Annotated in this window: 18 protein-coding genes and 3 tRNA genes; 10 read left to right on the forward strand and 11 right to left on the reverse strand. The window is 58.2% G+C overall.

The genetic code is table 11. From position 1 onward, the window contains the following. Window positions 1–237 precede the first annotated feature (237 nt). A complete protein-coding gene (locus tag AB4N80_RS20320; RefSeq protein WP_354338722.1) occupies window positions 238–1,863 on the forward strand; it encodes an NADP-dependent glyceraldehyde-3-phosphate dehydrogenase in 1,626 nt (541 codons plus the stop codon). Window positions 1,864–1,882: 19 nt separating this feature from the next. Here AB4N80_RS20320 and AB4N80_RS20325 read toward each other — a convergent pair whose 3' ends face one another. Next, complete coding sequence (locus AB4N80_RS20325; protein WP_122564619.1) at window positions 1,883–2,776, reverse strand: DMT family transporter; 894 nt, start codon at window positions 2,774–2,776, stop codon at window positions 1,883–1,885. A gap of 133 nt (window positions 2,777–2,909) precedes the next feature. Here AB4N80_RS20325 and AB4N80_RS20330 point away from each other — a divergent pair, with 133 nt between their 5' ends. After that, window positions 2,910–3,347, forward strand: a complete 438-nt coding sequence (locus AB4N80_RS20330; RefSeq protein WP_122564620.1) for an Lrp/AsnC family transcriptional regulator — start codon at window positions 2,910–2,912, stop codon at window positions 3,345–3,347. 486 nt (window positions 3,348–3,833) lie between these two features. On the opposite strand, the gene AB4N80_RS20335 is transcribed toward AB4N80_RS20330, so the two are convergent. Further along, window positions 3,834–4,505, reverse strand: a complete 672-nt coding sequence (locus tag AB4N80_RS20335) for a Bax inhibitor-1/YccA family protein (RefSeq protein ID WP_122564621.1) — start codon at window positions 4,503–4,505, stop codon at window positions 3,834–3,836. Window positions 4,506–4,629: 124 nt separating this feature from the next. Here AB4N80_RS20335 and AB4N80_RS20340 point away from each other — a divergent pair. The 3 genes from AB4N80_RS20340 to AB4N80_RS20350 all read left to right on the forward strand — a co-directional run bounded on the left by AB4N80_RS20340 (window position 4,630) and on the right by AB4N80_RS20350 (window position 7,754). After that, window positions 4,630–4,717: transfer RNA gene (locus AB4N80_RS20340), tRNA-Ser, on the forward strand. 124 nt (window positions 4,718–4,841) lie between these two features. Continuing rightward, a complete protein-coding gene (locus AB4N80_RS20345) occupies window positions 4,842–5,696 on the forward strand; it encodes an SPFH domain-containing protein (protein WP_122564622.1) in 855 nt (284 codons plus the stop codon). 261 nt (window positions 5,697–5,957) lie between these two features. Further along, on the forward strand, window positions 5,958–7,754 hold the full coding sequence (locus AB4N80_RS20350) for a DAHL domain-containing protein (protein ID WP_305470988.1): 1,797 nt from the start codon (window positions 5,958–5,960) through the stop codon (window positions 7,752–7,754). A gap of 140 nt (window positions 7,755–7,894) precedes the next feature. On the opposite strand, the gene AB4N80_RS20355 is transcribed toward AB4N80_RS20350, so the two are convergent. Both AB4N80_RS20355 and AB4N80_RS20360 read right to left on the reverse strand, forming a co-directional pair. Next, window positions 7,895–8,086, reverse strand: coding sequence for a DUF2188 domain-containing protein (locus AB4N80_RS20355; protein ID WP_122564624.1), 192 nt, complete (start codon window positions 8,084–8,086; stop codon window positions 7,895–7,897). Between the two features lie 101 nt (window positions 8,087–8,187). Beyond that, window positions 8,188–9,087 (reverse strand): polysaccharide deacetylase family protein, encoded by a 900-nt coding sequence (locus AB4N80_RS20360; RefSeq protein WP_354338727.1) that lies wholly within the window; start codon window positions 9,085–9,087, stop codon window positions 8,188–8,190. Between the two features lie 238 nt (window positions 9,088–9,325). Between AB4N80_RS20360 and AB4N80_RS20365 the strand changes: the two genes are divergently transcribed. The 3 genes from AB4N80_RS20365 to AB4N80_RS20375 all read left to right on the forward strand — a co-directional run bounded on the left by AB4N80_RS20365 (window position 9,326) and on the right by AB4N80_RS20375 (window position 10,509). Further along, window positions 9,326–9,580: a DUF6555 family protein gene (locus AB4N80_RS20365; RefSeq protein ID WP_122564626.1), complete on the forward strand. Its 255-nt coding sequence runs from the start codon at window positions 9,326–9,328 to the stop codon at window positions 9,578–9,580. A 151-nt stretch (window positions 9,581–9,731) separates the two neighbouring features. Next, a complete protein-coding gene (locus AB4N80_RS20370; RefSeq protein ID WP_460078510.1) occupies window positions 9,732–9,962 on the forward strand; it encodes a hypothetical protein in 231 nt (76 codons plus the stop codon). A gap of 121 nt (window positions 9,963–10,083) precedes the next feature. Further along, entirely contained in the window at window positions 10,084–10,509 is a 426-nt protein-coding gene (locus tag AB4N80_RS20375; protein WP_460078513.1) for a hypothetical protein, read from the forward strand. Between the two features lie 28 nt (window positions 10,510–10,537). Here the strand turns inward: AB4N80_RS20375 and AB4N80_RS20380 are convergent, their stop codons facing one another. Together AB4N80_RS20380 and AB4N80_RS20385 are read right to left on the reverse strand one after the other, a co-directional pair. Continuing rightward, entirely contained in the window at window positions 10,538–10,765 is a 228-nt protein-coding gene (locus AB4N80_RS20380) for a PLD nuclease N-terminal domain-containing protein (RefSeq protein ID WP_042731642.1), read from the reverse strand. Between the two features lie 87 nt (window positions 10,766–10,852). Beyond that, window positions 10,853–11,038, reverse strand: coding sequence for a hypothetical protein (locus tag AB4N80_RS20385; protein ID WP_460078516.1), 186 nt, complete (start codon window positions 11,036–11,038; stop codon window positions 10,853–10,855). A 285-nt stretch (window positions 11,039–11,323) separates the two neighbouring features. Here AB4N80_RS20385 and AB4N80_RS20390 point away from each other — a divergent pair, with 285 nt between their 5' ends. Further along, on the forward strand, window positions 11,324–11,686 hold the full coding sequence (locus tag AB4N80_RS20390; RefSeq protein WP_122564630.1) for an NUDIX hydrolase: 363 nt from the start codon (window positions 11,324–11,326) through the stop codon (window positions 11,684–11,686). A 100-nt stretch (window positions 11,687–11,786) separates the two neighbouring features. Here the strand turns inward: AB4N80_RS20390 and AB4N80_RS20395 are convergent, their stop codons facing one another. The 3 genes from AB4N80_RS20395 to AB4N80_RS20405 form a co-directional block, all read right to left on the reverse strand. Beyond that, window positions 11,787–12,254 carry a hypothetical protein gene (locus AB4N80_RS20395; RefSeq protein ID WP_436278773.1) on the reverse strand — a complete coding sequence of 156 codons (468 nt, stop codon included), beginning with the start codon at window positions 12,252–12,254 and terminating at the stop codon, window positions 11,787–11,789. A gap of 230 nt (window positions 12,255–12,484) precedes the next feature. Beyond that, window positions 12,485–12,571, reverse strand: a tRNA-Leu gene (locus AB4N80_RS20400). 193 nt (window positions 12,572–12,764) lie between these two features. Further along, window positions 12,765–12,838: transfer RNA gene (locus tag AB4N80_RS20405), tRNA-Cys, on the reverse strand. Between the two features lie 373 nt (window positions 12,839–13,211). On the opposite strand from AB4N80_RS20405, the gene AB4N80_RS20410 reads away from it, so the two are divergent. Continuing rightward, window positions 13,212–13,991, forward strand: coding sequence for a TSUP family transporter (locus tag AB4N80_RS20410; protein WP_122564632.1), 780 nt, complete (start codon window positions 13,212–13,214; stop codon window positions 13,989–13,991). On the opposite strand, the gene nudC is transcribed toward AB4N80_RS20410, so the two are convergent. Both nudC and AB4N80_RS20420 read right to left on the reverse strand, forming a co-directional pair. Next, window positions 13,959–14,789, reverse strand: a complete 831-nt coding sequence (gene nudC, locus AB4N80_RS20415) for an NAD(+) diphosphatase (protein WP_460078520.1) — start codon at window positions 14,787–14,789, stop codon at window positions 13,959–13,961. The genes AB4N80_RS20410 and nudC overlap by 33 nt on opposite strands. A gap of 6 nt (window positions 14,790–14,795) precedes the next feature. Beyond that, entirely contained in the window at window positions 14,796–15,608 is an 813-nt protein-coding gene (locus AB4N80_RS20420; protein WP_305470944.1) for a crotonase/enoyl-CoA hydratase family protein, read from the reverse strand. Window positions 15,609–15,760 lie beyond the last annotated feature (152 nt).

Here is a 15,760-nt window from a genome sequence, read left to right on the forward strand (position 1 = left end):
ATCCCGTAGCAGAAGCTGTGTAGGAGCTGTCGAGCGAAGCGAGGCTGCGATCTTTTGATCTTTCACTTGGGACTCAAGTGTTTGGGAAAAGATCGCAGCCTCGCTTCGCTCGGCGGCTCCTACAACGTCGTCCGGCGCAAGCAATCTGCCGCCACTTAAAAAAGGCGTATAACGCTAAAAGCGTTTCCTACCTGCAAGCCGTCCGCCCATGGCTCATTTCATTGATGGAGTAACGACATGACCACCGCCCCCTTCCTCACCAACCTGTTCCCCGGTGCCGCCGACATCCCCGACGCCTACCGCCTCGAAGGGCGGATCGAGCAGCGCGAATACCTGGTCGACGGCGTCTTGAAAACCTGGCAAGGGCCGCTGGCCGTTGTCCGCAGTCCCGTCTACCTGACCGGCGAGTTGGGCGATGAACAAGTGATCCTCGGCAGCACGCCGCTGCTGGATGCCGAGACCGCCCTCTCCGCCCTCGACGCCGCCGTCCGGGCTTACGATCGCGGCCAGGGCCAATGGCCGACGATGCGCGTCGCCGAGCGCATCCGTCACGTGGAAACCTTCCTGGCGCGTATGCGCGAACAGCGCGAGGCCGTAGTCAAGTTGCTGATGTGGGAGATCGGCAAGAACCTCAAGGATTCCCAGAAGGAATTCGACCGTACCTGCGATTACATCGTCGACACTATCAATGCCCTCAAGGAACTGGACCGCCGCTCCAGCCGTTTCGAACTGGAACAGGACACCCTCGGGCAAATCCGCCGCGTTCCCCTCGGCGTGGCCTTGTGCATGGGGCCTTACAACTATCCGCTGAACGAAACCTTCACCACGCTGATCCCTGCCTTGATCATGGGCAACACCGTGGTGTTCAAGCCAGCCAAGCTCGGCGTGCTGTTGGTGCGGCCGCTGCTCGAAGCCTTCCGCGACAGCTTCCCGGCGGGTGTGATCAACGTGATCTACGGCAGCGGCCGGGAAACCGTCAGCGCGCTGATGGCCAGCGGCAAGATCGATATATTCGCCTTCATTGGCACCAACAAGGCCGCAAGCGACCTGAAGAAACTCCACCCGCGCCCGCACCGCTTGCGTGCCGCCCTGGGGCTGGATGCGAAAAACCCCGGGCTGGTGCTGCCGGACGTGGACCTGGACAACGCGGTCAGCGAGGCGTTGACCGGCTCGCTGTCCTTCAACGGCCAACGCTGTACGGCGCTGAAAATCCTGTTTGTCCATGAAGACGTGGCGCCGGCATTCATCGAAAAATTCAACGCCAAGCTCGCCAGCCTGAAACCCGGCATGCCGTGGGAAGACGGTGTGGCGCTGACGCCGTTGCCTGAAGCGGGCAAGGTCGACTACCTGCATTCTCTGGTGGCCGATGCGGTCGCCAAGGGTGCGCAAGTGAAGAATGCCCACGGTGGCGAGTCGCGCAACTCATTCTTCTATCCGGCGGTGTTGTACCCGGTGAACACGGCGATGCGGGTCTACCACGAAGAACAGTTCGGCCCGGTCGTGCCCATCGTGCCGTACCGCGACCTCAATACGGTGGTCGATTACGTACTGGAGTCCGATTTCGGCCAGCAGCTCAGCATTTTCGGCACCAACCCGGCACAAGTCGGCAAGCTGGTGGACACCTTCGCCAACCAGGTCGGCCGCATCAACATCAACGCCCAGTGCCAGCGGGGCCCAGACACCTTCCCGTTCAATGGCCGCAAGAATTCGGCCGAGGGCACCTTGTCCGTTCACGATGCGTTGCGCACCTTTTCCATCCGCACACTGGTGGCGACCAAGTTCCAGGACAGCAACAAGGCGTTGATCAGCGACATCATCCGTGAGCGGGATTCCAACTTCCTGACCACGGACTACATCTTCTGATCCACGCCCGGACGGTGGGCTACGGCAGGGCTGGGCGACGCCACTTGATGCTCCAGCCCTGTTGCATGCCGGCAGCCGCCAGCAGAATCGCCGCCACCCCCAGCCATTGCAGCGGCTCGAGGCGATGGCCGAAGGCGAACCAGTCGACGAAGATCGCTGCGATCGGATAGATGAACGACAATGCCCCGGTCAACGCGGTCGGCAACCGTTGAATGGCGCTGTACAACAGCACGTACATCACGCCGGTGTGCACCATGCCCAGGGTCAATAGGCTGGCCCAGGCCTGGGCGTGTTGCGGCAACACCGAGAAGTTCGCCCAAGGTGCCAACAGCAGCACGCCAGTGCTGACCTGGATCAGCGCGATCAGATGGGGTGGCGTGCCGGTCAGGCGTTTGATGATCAACGCCGCGACGGCGTACAGCAACGCAGCCCCGAGCGCCAACGCAATACCCAGCAGATAGTCACCGCCGCCCTGTCCTTGGTCACCATGGGCACTGACAATGGCCAGCATTCCGAGAAACGACACCGCCAGCCAGAACAGTTTTTGCACGGTGATTTTCTCCCCCAGGAACAACGCCGCCAGCCCTACCAACATGAACGGCTGGACGTTGTACACCGCCGTGCCGATGGCAATCGAAGCACGGGAGTAAGAGGCAAACAGCAATACCCAGTTGCCGACGATCGCCACACCACTGAGCACCGCCAGCAGGAAGGTGGTACGGGTGAGGATGCCGGGGCGCAAAAAGCCGAAACCGGCGCAGATCAATAACAAGGTCACGGCGCCGAACACGCAACGCCAGAACACCACGTCCAGCACCGGCAAACCGGAAACCAGCACGAACCAACCTATGGTTCCGGAAATCAGCATGGCGGCGGTCATTTCCAGCGAACCGCGGCGTAAGGTCTTGTCCATCTTCAGGCTCCTTCAGCAAGTGGACACAGTATGCCGAGCCGACCGGGGCCTTCTCCATGGCTTGAAAAAGGCTAAACTGCCTTTCGACCTTTTTTATCAAGGCAACTTCACGCATTCGCCTAATGGAGCTGAAATGACTGACGACATTGACCAGATCCTCATCAGTGCCCTGATGGAAGATTCCCGACGCTCGCTCAAGGCCCTGGCAAACCTCAGTGGCCTGTCCTCCCCCAGCGTCGCCGAGCGCCTTCGCCGGCTTGAGGAACGCGGCGTGCTCAGGGGCTACACCGTCGAGGTGGACCCCAAGTGCTTCGGCTATCAACTCCAGGCCATCGTGCGTATCCGCCCGCTGCCGGGCCAGTTACAGGAGGTGGAGCGGCAGATCCAGGGCATCGCTGAATTCACCGAATGCGACAAGGTCACCGGCGACGACTGCTTCATCGCGCGCCTGCACGTGCGCTCGATGGAACAGCTGGATACGGTGTTGGACAAGCTCAATATCCACGCCGAGACCAATACGGCCATCGTCAAGAAGACCCCGGTCAAGCGGCGATTGCCGCCGATGGCATAGGCGTCTGCCTGGTTTGCCCTGTGGGAGCGAGCTTGCTCGCGAAGAGGCCAGCCTGTTCAACCTCTTCATTGACTGCGAAACCGCTATCGCGAGCAAGCTCGCTCCCACAGGTTTTGCGGTGCACACGGATTTTGTGCCAGCCAAAGATCCAGTGTGGGAGCGAGCTTGCTCGCGATAGCGGTGGCTCAGCCACATAGATGCTGGGCATCCCCCCGCTCTTGCTTTGCTTTTGATCTTGATCTTGATCTTGATCTGGACGCCCCGTAAACCACGCTGGCCGAACGCAGGCATTGCGCAGTGGGCTCTTCCAAAAGTGCCCCGCCGTCAGGGCGGAACCCTAAGTAGCCGTTACCGAAGAAACGGATATACACACCAACCCATCCAAAAAATGTCAAAAAAAACGGCGCTTTTCATCTCTGAAAAACGCCGTTTCCACTATGTGAACAGCATCACGCCGAAGCGGGCTGTTCACTCATCACAGTACAATCAGTCGTCACGCCCCATCAGGCCAAACAGCTGCAGCAAGCTGACGAACAAGTTGTAGATCGATACATACAGGCTGACAGTCGCCATGATGTAGTTACGCTCGCCGCCATGGATGATAGCGCTGGTCTGATACAGGATGCAGACCGACGAGAACAGCACGAAGCCAGCGCTGATCGCCAGTTGCAGGCCGCTGATCTGGAAGAAGAAGCTAGCCAGCACGGCCCCCATCAAGACGAAGAAACCTGCGGTGATAAAACCGCCGAGGAAACTCATGTCCTTGCGGGAAATCAGCACGTAGGCCGACAAACCACCAAATACCAGGGCGGTCATGGCAAAGGCCGAGCTGACCACTTCGGCGCCGCCCTGCATTTGCAGGTAGCGATTGAGGATCGGGCCGAGCAGGAAGCCCATGAAGCCGGTCAGGGCGAAAGTCGACACCAGGCCCCAGGCCGAATCACGGAGTTTGTTGGTGAGGAAGAAAAGGCCATAGAAACCGATCAGCACGACAAAGATGTTCGGGTAACCCACCCGCATCTGTTGTGCGACGTAGGCCATCACACCGCTGAAAGCGAGTGTGAGTGCCAGCAGGCCATAAGTGTTGCGCAGGACGCGGCTAACCTCTAGCTGCTCAGCCTGCACGCTGTTGTTCACTGCGTAATCCTGTTCGCGCATGGCGACACTCCTCCGGTTTTGAAACATTCAGTGGCAAGGATCATAACAGACGCTCTGTAACAAGCTACGTAGAGAGTTTGACAGTGTGTTTCATTCGGGTATTATGGCGCCCGCAACGCAATACGGAGGTGTGGCCGAGTGGTTTAAGGCAACGGTCTTGAAAACCGTCGACTGTAACAGGTCCATGAGTTCGAATCCCATCGCCTCCGCCATCTTCTAACGTTAAAGCCCTGATTATTCAGGGCTTTTTCGTGTCCGGCATTCGAAATACCTATTGCAGCTTCAGCATTGGAGATCGCTATGGCAAACCCCACCCCGCCACTCAAGGAAAGAAAAGTGACCAGCAAAACCATCGGCTCCATCGTTGCTGCAATCGTCGGCATCGTCTTGTTGTGCGTGCTGTTCGGCAGCTGGTACACGGTCGACGAGACCGAGCGCGGCGTGCTGCTGCGTAACGGAGCGCTGGTCGGGGTGGTTGAACCGGGTCTGTCCTTCAAGACGCCCTTCATCGAATCCGTACGTATGATCAGCGTCCAGAGCCAAGTCACGGCTTATGAAGACCTGCAGGCCTACAGCAAGGATCAACAGTCCGCCCAGCTCAAGGTCTCCGTGTCCTGGCATATCGCCCCTTCCGATGTGGCGAAGGTCTATACCCAGTTCAAGGACCTTGAAGGCATCCGTGACCGGATGATCAGCCGCCAGGTGCCGACCCAGGTGGAAAACGTCTTTGGCAAGTTCAACGCCGTGGCTGCCGTGCAGAACCGCGTTCAACTGGTCAACGATATTTCCACGGCCATCAAGGCCACCATCACCGGGCCCGTGATCATCGACAGCGTCCAGGTCGAAAACATCGATTTCAGCGACGCCTACGAAAAAGCCATCGAAGCGCGCATGGCCGCTGAAGTCCAGGTCAAGACCCGCGAACAACAGCTCGCCACCGAGCAGGTCCAAGCACAGATCCGGGTGACCCAGGCTCAGGCGGAAGCTGATTCGCAGGTAGCCCAAGCCAAGGCAGACGCGCTGGCGACCGAACTGCGCGGCAAAGCCGAAGCCGAGGCTATCAAGGCCCGGGCCCAGGCCTTGGCCAGCAACCAGAACCTGGTGGAACTGACCAAGGCCGAGCGCTGGAATGGCGTGCTGCCCACCACCGTATTGCCGAACAGCGCCCTGCCCTTCATAGACATCAAGTAACGCCACGGGCGCGGCCTGCCTGGTCGCGCCCGCTCCATCCCGGAGCGTCCTCGCAAGCACCGCCCCTCTCGTAGCGCTACACTCGGCAATGAACCCGACGTTCATCGTTAGCAGGGAGCTCAACGTGTACCCAGGCAAAAGCAGACCGACACGATCCACCGTACGACGATTACCTTGCCTCCCCTTCGGCTCATGCCTTGAGCATCTCCCTCTCCCCGGAAATTCACCGAATCCTTCGATCAGTGCCCACAGGAGAACAGCGTGACCACGCTTATAAAAAAATATAAATGGCCCGCCCTGCTGGCCGTCGCGCTCATTGTGTTTTCCGCACTGATATTCTTTTTGATCAAGTCATACACGTACGACTCGTCGACCTACTTCGAATCCCGCGACTTCATTCGTCAGCTCAAACAATCCGACGCGAACTGGAACAGCAAGATCCTGAGGAAAAAGATCGGCGTGAACAGTAACCTGTCACTGGCGCCGCCACCCGAGGCCGACAGTCGCTGGCAGCAGTTGGAACAGCTCAATAACTCCGGTCCTTTGTCGGCGCTTTGGGCGTCCCGGCGCAAGGGTTATGTGGATGCCGTCAAGAACAAGACTTTGCTGGTGGAGCAATTCGAACAACACAACGCCAATCTACGCACGTCCCTGGATGCGTTGCCGCAGGTCGAAGACCAGATTCAAACGCTGCTCAAGGACATGAACATCGAAAGCCCCATGGAGCGCCTGACCGCGGCGTCCAATGTGCTTGAATTGGCCCTGACAACGCTGGAGTTCGCGCTTTATGCCACCACGGATAAAGCCAAGGAAGTGCAAGGCAAGTTAACTGAGCTGGAACCGTACATCGACCGGTTGCCCGCGACCGATCAGACACTCTTCATTAGCCTGATCCAGCACGTCAAGACCGTTATCCAGGAGCAACCGGTCGTCAATGACCTGCTTGACCGCATCAGCGTCATCCCGGTTGCCCAGGAACTGGACAACATCAATGAGCTGTTGAACGAGACACAGCGCAGGACGGCCGCAACCGACCGTCAATACCACATTTACCTGGCCGTGTGCGCCAGCCTGATGGCGCTGTTGATGATCTACCTGGCAGTGCGGTTGGTTCGCAGCTACGCCGTGATCAATCAGATCAACCAGGCGTTGCAATCGTCCAACGAACGCCTGGAAGAGCGCGTGCAGGAGCGCACCCGAGAGCTGATGGAAGCCGAGCGCGAACTGGTGGATGCGGCCCGAATGGCGGGCATGGCCGAAATCGCGACGAATGTGCTGCACAACGTCGGCAATGTGCTCAACAGCGTCAATATTTCTGCCGAGTTGGTGACCCGCAAACTGAGGAGCAGCAAAACGCTCGGACTCACGAAAGCGGTCAACATGATGAATGAACACGCCGAAGATCTTGGCCGGTTCATGACCTTCGATGAAAAAGGCCGGTTGCTGCCGCGTTACTTCAACGAGTTGGTCGACTCCATTGCCGCCGAGCAGAGACTGCTTATCGAGGAATTGGCACAGTTGACCAAGAGCATCGATCACATCAAGGAAATCGTCACGACTCAACAAACTTATGCAGGGGCCGCCAGGCTGATCGAACCGCTCAATATCAGCGACCTGTTCGAAGATGCGCTACGCATGAACTCGGGCGCCCTCAGCCGGCATCACGTCACCGTCATCAAGGATTACCAGGACGTACCCGCGATCATGGGGGACAAGCACAGGTTATTGCTGATCCTGATCAACCTGATCAGCAACGCCAAATTCGCCATGTCGCACATCAGCGAGCATCCGCGGGAAATGACCCTGGGAATCCGTATCCTCGACGAAACGACGTTGTGCCTGAGCGTCAAGGACCGTGGCGAAGGCATTTCCCCGGAGAACCTGGCGCGCATCTTCAACCATGGTTTCACCACCCGCAAGGACGGCCATGGCTTTGGCCTGCACAGTTGCGCCCTGGCGGCGGTTGAAATGAACGGCCGTCTGCATGTCCATAGCGATGGACCGGGGCAAGGGGCCCTGTTTACCCTGGAGATCCCGTTGGAGCTGGCGCGCGCCTGACTGTGTCGCAGCCCCTGTGGCGAGGGAGCTTGCTCCCGCTGGGCTGCGCAGCAGCCCCTTTTGTGAGCGCTTCGCACTCAAGCGGGAGCAAGCTCCCTCGCCACGGGTTTGTCGACTAAACAGTATTGGCGAACATCCACCTATTTGGTGTTTACAGGCCGGCCGCTACGGCTTCTCCGGGTCGGCAACGCAGCCGCGTAGGCCAGCGCTTCCTCGCGGGAAGCAAAGGAGCCCAACCGGTCAGCCTGGGTACAGACTCTCCAAGGGCCGCTGTTTACGCTGAGCACGTCATAACCGTTGATGTGCATTTTCGTCATCATCGCAGTACTCATACTCACCTCCGACTTTAACAAGGGTGCACCGCCTACCATACACGCTGATTGCCCATCGGGACCGACCGGACGTCGCAACACCGACTGCACTCGCGGTGCCTTCAATGGGAATCCGAATCCCACAACCAGTCCCACAGCCCCGGCAAATGGACGGGCTCAGCGCTGTGATCGACCGTCCGGGCCAAGGCCGCTCGCTCCAGTGCCTGGCGGTCATCATAGAACGGCCTGGCGGCGGTCCTCAGACCGTTCGCCTTGGCGCTATCGAGCAGGATCTGCAGGTATTCGCGGGCATGTCGGGCGGTATAACGATTGATGTCGTGAAAGGTCACCACCACCGGGATGACCCCATCCACCGCTGGCAATTGCCCGGCGGCGATGCGCTCGCGCACTTCGGAGAGTTGTCGGGTCAGGTTGATCCGCCGCCGAGGGCTCATCGTAATGCCCCAGACCTTGCCGTCATTTGCGCTCAAGTCGGTCAACAAAATGTGCAGGCCATGTTGTCGATAGGCCGCAGCGGTGCGCCTGTCGAAGCTCCAGAAGGGAGGCCTTACCAGGGACGGTGGCGCGCCAGTCATGGCGGCAATATCACTCCCGCCCTGGGTAAGCGATTGCTCCAGCTCATCAGGGCTCAGGAACCGGTGATTGGTGTGCCAGTAGGTCGCCGTATGAAAGGCCAGCACATGGCCCTCCTGCTGCTCACGATGCATCACCGAGCGGCCAATATCGCTGCCACCGGCCCGTGGCGAGCGGGTCTGCAGAAAAAACACCGCCTTGATGCCGGGCTGTACCGGGTTGTCTGCGAGTGCGTCCAGCACCTCCAGGCTGGGGTTCCAGATAGACGAGGCGCTGGGCCCATCATCGAATGTCAGCAGGAAACGGATTGGGGGTTGTTCGTGCAAGCGTTGTTCGGTTTGCGGCGTCAGTTCGATGGGGGTGCCAATGCAACCCGATAAACCGATGGCGAGGGCTGCTATAAACAGGACCCTGGCGATTTTTTTCATGTTTTGCCTTTAGTTGATGCCGCGTTGCTTCGCCTTTGATCCCTGGCCGACGGTGTTTAAGCCCACCTTGGAGAAGGGTAACCGGGTTTGGTTCCTTGCTGTGAACAATGGCTGTGCGCAAAATTTGCCGTTGCCCCTCGCTTGAGCCTGGTCGGTATTAATGCGACCGTCTGGAAATTCGATGGAATTTTCCGATTGCCTTTGTATCCATCCGTATAGGACTAATTAGGGAGGATTTATGGGCGGGCCATCGCTTTACATCATTGACTACATGCTTCATGGCGAACCCAAGTCATTCATTATTCGCGCAGAAACGATGAATAACTCTGAGGCTTGGCATTGGGCCAGTTGCGACGCGGGGGTCGGGCGCATACCGAAATTCGGCAGGGAGAAGGTCAAGCGGGTTTCCAAGCCCCTTGCGGAAAAATACGGCATTACCGATGTGCGCTGGCGGGCGAGCGTCGCGCCAGCCTGGGTCAAGGAATCCGGCTGACATCACGCGTACCGTTTCCGGCGCGCCGGTTGTCTGACCGGGCGCCGGATTCTTCGACAGATCCGAAATAACTCAACTACGCTTAAACCACAGCATGACCCGCCCCTGGCGGGTTTCGTGCTGCCTCATCAACCCTGAATGGAGGTGTGACATGTCCGAAAAAGAGTCCATCACCACCCTGCTCACTTTGCTGGAATCACGTCAGACCAGGCTCACGGCAGCCTGCAAGGAAATCGCCGATTGGGTCGACCACCAAGGCGGGCACCCTACCGCGGTGCGTATCCGGGACCGGCTCGACGATATCGACAAGGATGCCCCGTCGATCCAGAGCGCGTTGACGTCGCTCAAACCCGCCGAACCGCCACTGCCCAAGTTCCGCTGACGCCTCACGTCAGAAGTGTTTCCCCTTGAGTTCTACCGGTTGGCAAACCGATGGAACGCCATCATTTTTTGCGCCTCGAAATGGATAGGTACTGGTGCAAAAGCCGAAAAGGGAGAATCACATGAATGCCAGAGTCCTGCTATTGATCGCTTGTGCGAGCCCCGCCGCCGTCATGGCCCAAGGCTGCGATGTCATCACCCAGTCCCAGAGCCAGTCGGTTCCGGTAATCGAAAGCCATAGCTGCTACGAATACAAAGGCGTGCCTGCCGAAACCCTGGATTGGTCTTGCAGCAATGAAAGCAAGGGAACGATCAGCACCCAAAAGCGCAAAGTCGAGGGTTGTGACGAAGGGTATGTGGCGACGTGCCAAGCCAGGCTGACCCAGGAAGCGTTGGCCAACCCGCGCTCAACCAGTAAAGACAAGCACGGTGGATCGGCCAACCTTCCCGATAATGCCAAAGTGACGTGGTACTACTACGGGGTCGAGCAGTTGCAGCAGGCCCAGGAAGACTGCGAAAGCACCGGCGGCGAGTGGAAAAACCAGTGACAGCCGGCGCGCAGCGCAGTTTTCGTTTCTAGCCCTTGCTGTGCTCCGGTGACGATGGCCCCTCTTTGATGCCACGAGGGCCGGCGACGCCCCAGATGACCAGGCCCAACACCGGCAGGATGATCAGCAGCAGCGCCCAGCCGGCCTTGGTCCCGGCCGATTTGTCGCTCCGAAAGACACTGACGATCGCCCACAGATCCACGAGCAGCAACAGCACCGCAACAGCGATCCAGAAGTAACTGGCTAATTCAGACATGGCCTAATCCTCTTGTCGGTCCAAGAATTAGGCACAGCCGTTCAGATGCCGTTCAAAGAATTTTCGTCCATGGCGCGTAGATGGCAGCTACCCCCGCTCGTTCAGATAAGCAACCCACTGCTCGTAGGCTTCATGCTGACGCTGGACCGCCTCATCCCAAGTCGATCCGCTCATTTGATGGACACATATGAGCTGCATCATTTCCGCAGTTGCCGCATCGAGCTCCACCAGGAGCTCATGGGATTTGACCTTGAAGTCTTCAACGGTGGTCATCTGTCGTTCCTTCCCGCTACCGGGGCCGGTCATTGCACCCAACATGGATTCATTTTTTCGAAGCTGATTCCCTTTGAGGCGATAGCCGGTCGAAAGCCTGGTGCTGACGGTAAAGAAGATCGACTGAAGCGATGACAGCCTCAAATGAACTCAGTCGTTCCCGCCCCGTCGTGGTCGTACGGATAGGACCCCTGAAAAATCGATATTTGAACGAAGAGATTGATGCCATGCTCAAATATTGCAGATATATTTCAGTTTAATGACAGTCACGGATCGAACACCACCATGAAAATTCGAGCGACCGTCATCTGCGAGGACAATCGCCACATCCTGCTGGTTCGCAAAGCCAACAGTCGTTGGGCGCTACCCGGCGGTACCGTCGAACGCGGCGAGACCCATGCTGAGGCAGCCACCCGGGAATTGGCAGAGGAAACGGGCCTGGATGTCGAGAACCTGCTCTACCTGATGCGAATCAGTGATGGGCAAACCGAGCATCACGTATTCGAAGCGTCAGTCAGCGACTCGACGTCAGCCCGGCCACAGAATGAAATCAGCGACTGCCTCTGGCACCCGTTGGATGCCATTGCTCAGTTGCAGATGAAAAAAGGCATGCGGGACATTCTCGAGGCGTTTCGCCGACGGTTGTGACGAGCCGGTAAACGCTGTCTCACATCGAATAGGTTGCATGATGAATATCATGCAACCTATTGTTTTATAACGTCACTTAACAACAATTAGCGAGATGGGCTCACTTCTTGGTCCAGGCAGTGCTGATGGGATTGAGCACCGTATTCTTTTCCTGCGTGTAGGTCCCGTTCTGCTGCGCTATGGCCTCGCCAGTGTCGACAATCGCGTTCTGGATAAACACGTTCTGTGCATCACCTCGAATGAAGGTGAGCTGGTGATACGCGGTTTTATTACCCCAGTCCGGGGAAGGCAGGGAGATAAACTTCACGGTGTAGGTCTCGTCGGTGTGTTGGCCCTGCAAGACGTAGACACCGTAATGATTTTCTCCCTGAGAGATGATTTTGTATAAACCGTTGCTGTAGTAATAAATTTCCGCATCGGGAAAAGGCTTCTTGTCGTACATTTTCCGATAGTGCAGAACCTGCTTGACGGTCGGCTCGCCAAAGTTCACAGCGAGGGTTTTCCCATCAGCGGACGTTGTCTCCCCGGCGTGTACAGTGCTGCTGCTCATCAAGGCCAACAGGCTCATCGTTGCGATTGTTTTCACTCGATACCTCTCCATGGTTAAGGATCAGCGTGCTGGGCGGGCCTGGACGGGAGATATCCGCCTGGGCACTGCACCTTGCTAATCTCAGCGCCGAGTGTAGAGGTTCACGCCTGAAAATACCCCGAGGCTTTGGTTCCGTTCATGGCAGTTTTCAGAAGCACAAACGAACAAGGGTTTGCATTAGCTTTCGCTCGCAAACCCTTGATTTTAGATGGTGCCCGAAGCCGGAATCGAACCGGCACGCCCTTACGAGCGGGGGATTTTAAGTCCCATGCGTCTACCAGTTTCGCCATTCGGGCGGTAGCGCGGTTAGCCATGGGAGCGTCGGCAGAATCTGATGGCCGATGCCCTGGCTGGTGCAGCAAGAGGGGGAATATATACATCCCTCCCCTGTGAAGCAAGGTAGCTTATGCCCTTTTCAAGACAAAACCTTTCAAATGCTTCGAAATAAAAAAGCTCCGTAAATCATAGATCTACAGAGCTTTTTAAAAGTGGAGGCCGAAGTCGGAATCGAACCGGCGTAGGTGGATTTGCAATCCACTGCATAACCATTTTGCTATTCGGCCTCAAGACGTTTGATGCGATGCAGCCACATCAATCGCGGTACAAACCTGATCAGGAAATCAGCCACTTACTCAGCGCTATCTCCTTGAAAACATTGAGATTTTTTACGTCCCAGTGCGTTCGATGGGCGCAATTATGTACTCATTTGCCTAGGCTGACAACCCCTTGATTTCAAAAAAAATTCGTCTAACGGTCAGCTTCCGTCAGACAGCCACATGGGTGCGAAGGTTTTGGGCTGCTTCGCAACCCAGCGGGAGCAAGCTCCCTCGCCACGGGATGTTACAGGCCTTGGAGGCAGTCGCAGCCCTGCACCATTATGGGTAACATACCGGCCTTCCCGCAGCCCTTCTGCGACCTGCCAAATAAGCCCATTCCATGCCTTTTGAACTCAGCGTTGACCTCACTACCCTCGCTATTCTTGCCGTTGTCGCCTTCATTGCCGGTTTCATCGATGCCATTGCCGGTGGCGGCGGACTGCTGACCACCCCGGCGCTGCTGACCGCAGGCCTGCCACCCCACTTGGTCCTGGGCACCAACAAACTCAGTTCGACCTTCGGCTCGGCGACGGCCAGCTTCACCTTCTACAAGCGCAAGCTGTTCCACCCAAGGCAGTGGACCCACGCCCTCGTCGGCACACTGGTCGGGGCCCTGACCGGCGCCATCGTCGCCCATTACCTGCCTGCCGAGTGGCTGAACAAGATGCTGCCGGTGATCGTCTTCGCCTGCGGCCTGTATCTGTTGTTTGGCGGCACGCCCAAGGCGCCGCTGGACAGCGATGCACCGATCAAGAAGACATGGCAGTCCCCCCAGGGCTTCAGCCTGGGTTTCTATGACGGCGTGGCCGGGCCGGGTACCGGTGCGTTCTGGACGGTCAGCAGCCTGCTGCTCTACCCCATCGACCTGGTCAAGGCCAGTGGCGTGGCGCGCAGCATGAATTTCGTCAGCAACATCGCGGCGCTGTCGGTGTTCATCTTCTCCGGACAAGTGGACTGGGTCATCGGCCTGAGCATGGGCCTGTCGGTGATGGTCGGTGCGTTCTTCGGCGCTCGCACCGCCATCAGCGGCGGCGCGAAGTTCATCCGACCGGTGTTCATCACCGTGGTGCTGGGCTTGACCGTGCGCCTAGCCTGGCAGCACTGGTTCAGCGTGGCCTAAGCGCCGCGCCACGTAAAGGTCGATCAGGTAGCGGGCGATCGAGCGCGAGGCCGGCAACGGCGGCAGGTCGTGGACGTTGAACCATTGGGCGTCCTCGATTTCATCTTCCTGAGGCACGATGTCGCCGCCGGCATATTCAGCGTGAAAACCCAGCATCATCGAATGGGGAAACGGCCAGCATTGGCTGCCCATGTACTGGATGTTCTTCACCTCGATACTGACTTCTTCACGGACCTCGCGCACCAGGCAATCCTCGGCCGACTCGCCGGGCTCGGCAAACCCGGCCAGGGTGCTGTAGACACCCGTGACGAAACGCGGTGAACGGGCCAGCAGGACTTCATCGCCGCGGGTGATCAACACGATCATGCTCGGTGAGATCCGCGGGTAATGGCGCAGATCACAGACATCGCAATACATCGCCCGCTCCAGCCGGATCTGACTCATGCGCTTGCCGCAACTGCCGCAGAAACGATGCTCCCGAGCCCAGGTGCCGATCTGTGCGGCGTAGCCCAACACTTTGTACAGTGTGTGGTCATCCTCGAGCATGAAGGCCCGCAGGCCTTTCCAGTTGCAACCGGGGATGTCCAGCGGGCTGTGCAACTCCAACAGGTAGACCGGCTCGCCATCCAGGTGACCGATGCCATGCTCGGCGAGGATCGCCAGGTCTTGGCGCTTGAGCCATTCGCGGGGAAACAGCGCGCCGTTGTCATCGAACAGAAAGCCTTCCGGGCTGCGGGCCACGGCCCAGCCGCCAGGAAGATCGGTATCGAGTACTGCGGTGGTCCAGCGTGAAATCATGGTCAGTCAATCCAGAAATTCGGGTTTCTGTTTGCTCATATGGGCGGCCATGGCCACGCGCAGGTCGGTCGATTGCAACATGGCGGCGTTCCAGGTGGCGACGTATTCCAGGCCGTCGTCGATGCTATGGTCGCGCATGTAGCTGATCATGGCCTTGGTGCCGGTCACGGCAATCGGCGACTTGGCGGCGATTTCCCGGGCGATGCCCATCACGCCGTCGAGCAGGCTGGCGGTGTCACTGTAGACACGATTGACCAGGCCGATGCTGCGCGCTTCGTCGGCACCGAAGTTGCGCCCCGTATAAGCGAGTTCACGCAGCATGCCGTCCCCGATGATCCGGGGCAAGCGTTGCAATGTGCCAACATCGGCGGCCATGCCGATATCGATCTCCTTGATGGAAAACTGCGCGTCCTCGGCGGCATACCGCATGTCACACGCGGCAATCAGGTCGATGGCACCGCCCAGGCAATAACCCTGGATGGCCGCGAGCACGGGCTTGCGGCAATTGTCCACAGCGTTGAACGAAGCTTGCAGTTGCAGGATCTTGCGCCGCAGCAACCGTGCATTGCGTCCTACGTCCTTGCCCAGCTCGTTGGCCACGCCTGCCAACATCATCAGGTCGATCCCTGAGGAAAAATGCTTGCCGGCACCGCTGAGCACCACCACCCGCGCCTCATCGGTGTCGTCGATCCATTGGAAGATCTCGATGATCTCGCTCCAGAATGCGGCGTTCATCGCGTTGATCTTTTCCGGACGATTGATCTGCACATGGGCGATGTTGTCTGCAAGTTCGACGTGGAACGCTTGGTATTGCGACATGGCAGTGATCCTTTACCGGTTGAAAAGAGGCCTGAACTATAACAAGCCATTGCGATGGGACGTAGGCAGTGCATCGGCCAAAAGCGGGACTGGCCTCACCGCAAGCCATTGTGGGAGCGAGCTTGCTCGCGATAGCGGTGGTTCAGTTTGCA

This window comes from Pseudomonas sp. H3_A02, assembly GCF_054671965.1.

Excerpts from the sequence above, each read along its gene's own strand:
- AB4N80_RS20320 (WP_354338722.1), top strand. The coding sequence starts at position 238 with ATGACCACCGCCCCCTTCCTCACCAACCTGTTCCCCGGTGCCGCCGAC.
- AB4N80_RS20325 (WP_122564619.1), bottom strand. The coding sequence starts at position 2,776 with ATGGACAAGACCTTACGCCGCGGTTCGCTGGAAATGACCGCCGCCATG.
- AB4N80_RS20330 (WP_122564620.1), top strand. The coding sequence starts at position 2,910 with ATGACTGACGACATTGACCAGATCCTCATCAGTGCCCTGATGGAAGAT.
- AB4N80_RS20335 (WP_122564621.1), bottom strand. The coding sequence starts at position 4,505 with ATGCGCGAACAGGATTACGCAGTGAACAACAGCGTGCAGGCTGAGCAG.
- AB4N80_RS20355 (WP_122564624.1), bottom strand. The coding sequence starts at position 8,086 with ATGAGTACTGCGATGATGACGAAAATGCACATCAACGGTTATGACGTG.
- AB4N80_RS20360 (WP_354338727.1), bottom strand. The coding sequence starts at position 9,087 with ATGAAAAAAATCGCCAGGGTCCTGTTTATAGCAGCCCTCGCCATCGGT.
- AB4N80_RS20365 (WP_122564626.1), top strand. The coding sequence starts at position 9,326 with ATGGGCGGGCCATCGCTTTACATCATTGACTACATGCTTCATGGCGAA.
- AB4N80_RS20370 (WP_460078510.1), top strand. The coding sequence starts at position 9,732 with ATGTCCGAAAAAGAGTCCATCACCACCCTGCTCACTTTGCTGGAATCA.
- AB4N80_RS20375 (WP_460078513.1), top strand. The coding sequence starts at position 10,084 with ATGAATGCCAGAGTCCTGCTATTGATCGCTTGTGCGAGCCCCGCCGCC.
- AB4N80_RS20380 (WP_042731642.1), bottom strand. The coding sequence starts at position 10,765 with ATGTCTGAATTAGCCAGTTACTTCTGGATCGCTGTTGCGGTGCTGTTG.
- AB4N80_RS20385 (WP_460078516.1), bottom strand. The coding sequence starts at position 11,038 with ATGACCACCGTTGAAGACTTCAAGGTCAAATCCCATGAGCTCCTGGTG.
- AB4N80_RS20390 (WP_122564630.1), top strand. The coding sequence starts at position 11,324 with ATGAAAATTCGAGCGACCGTCATCTGCGAGGACAATCGCCACATCCTG.
- AB4N80_RS20395 (WP_436278773.1), bottom strand. The coding sequence starts at position 12,254 with ATGAGCCTGTTGGCCTTGATGAGCAGCAGCACTGTACACGCCGGGGAG.
- AB4N80_RS20410 (WP_122564632.1), top strand. The coding sequence starts at position 13,212 with ATGCCTTTTGAACTCAGCGTTGACCTCACTACCCTCGCTATTCTTGCC.
- nudC (WP_460078520.1), bottom strand. The coding sequence starts at position 14,789 with ATGATTTCACGCTGGACCACCGCAGTACTCGATACCGATCTTCCTGGC.
- AB4N80_RS20420 (WP_305470944.1), bottom strand. The coding sequence starts at position 15,608 with ATGTCGCAATACCAAGCGTTCCACGTCGAACTTGCAGACAACATCGCC.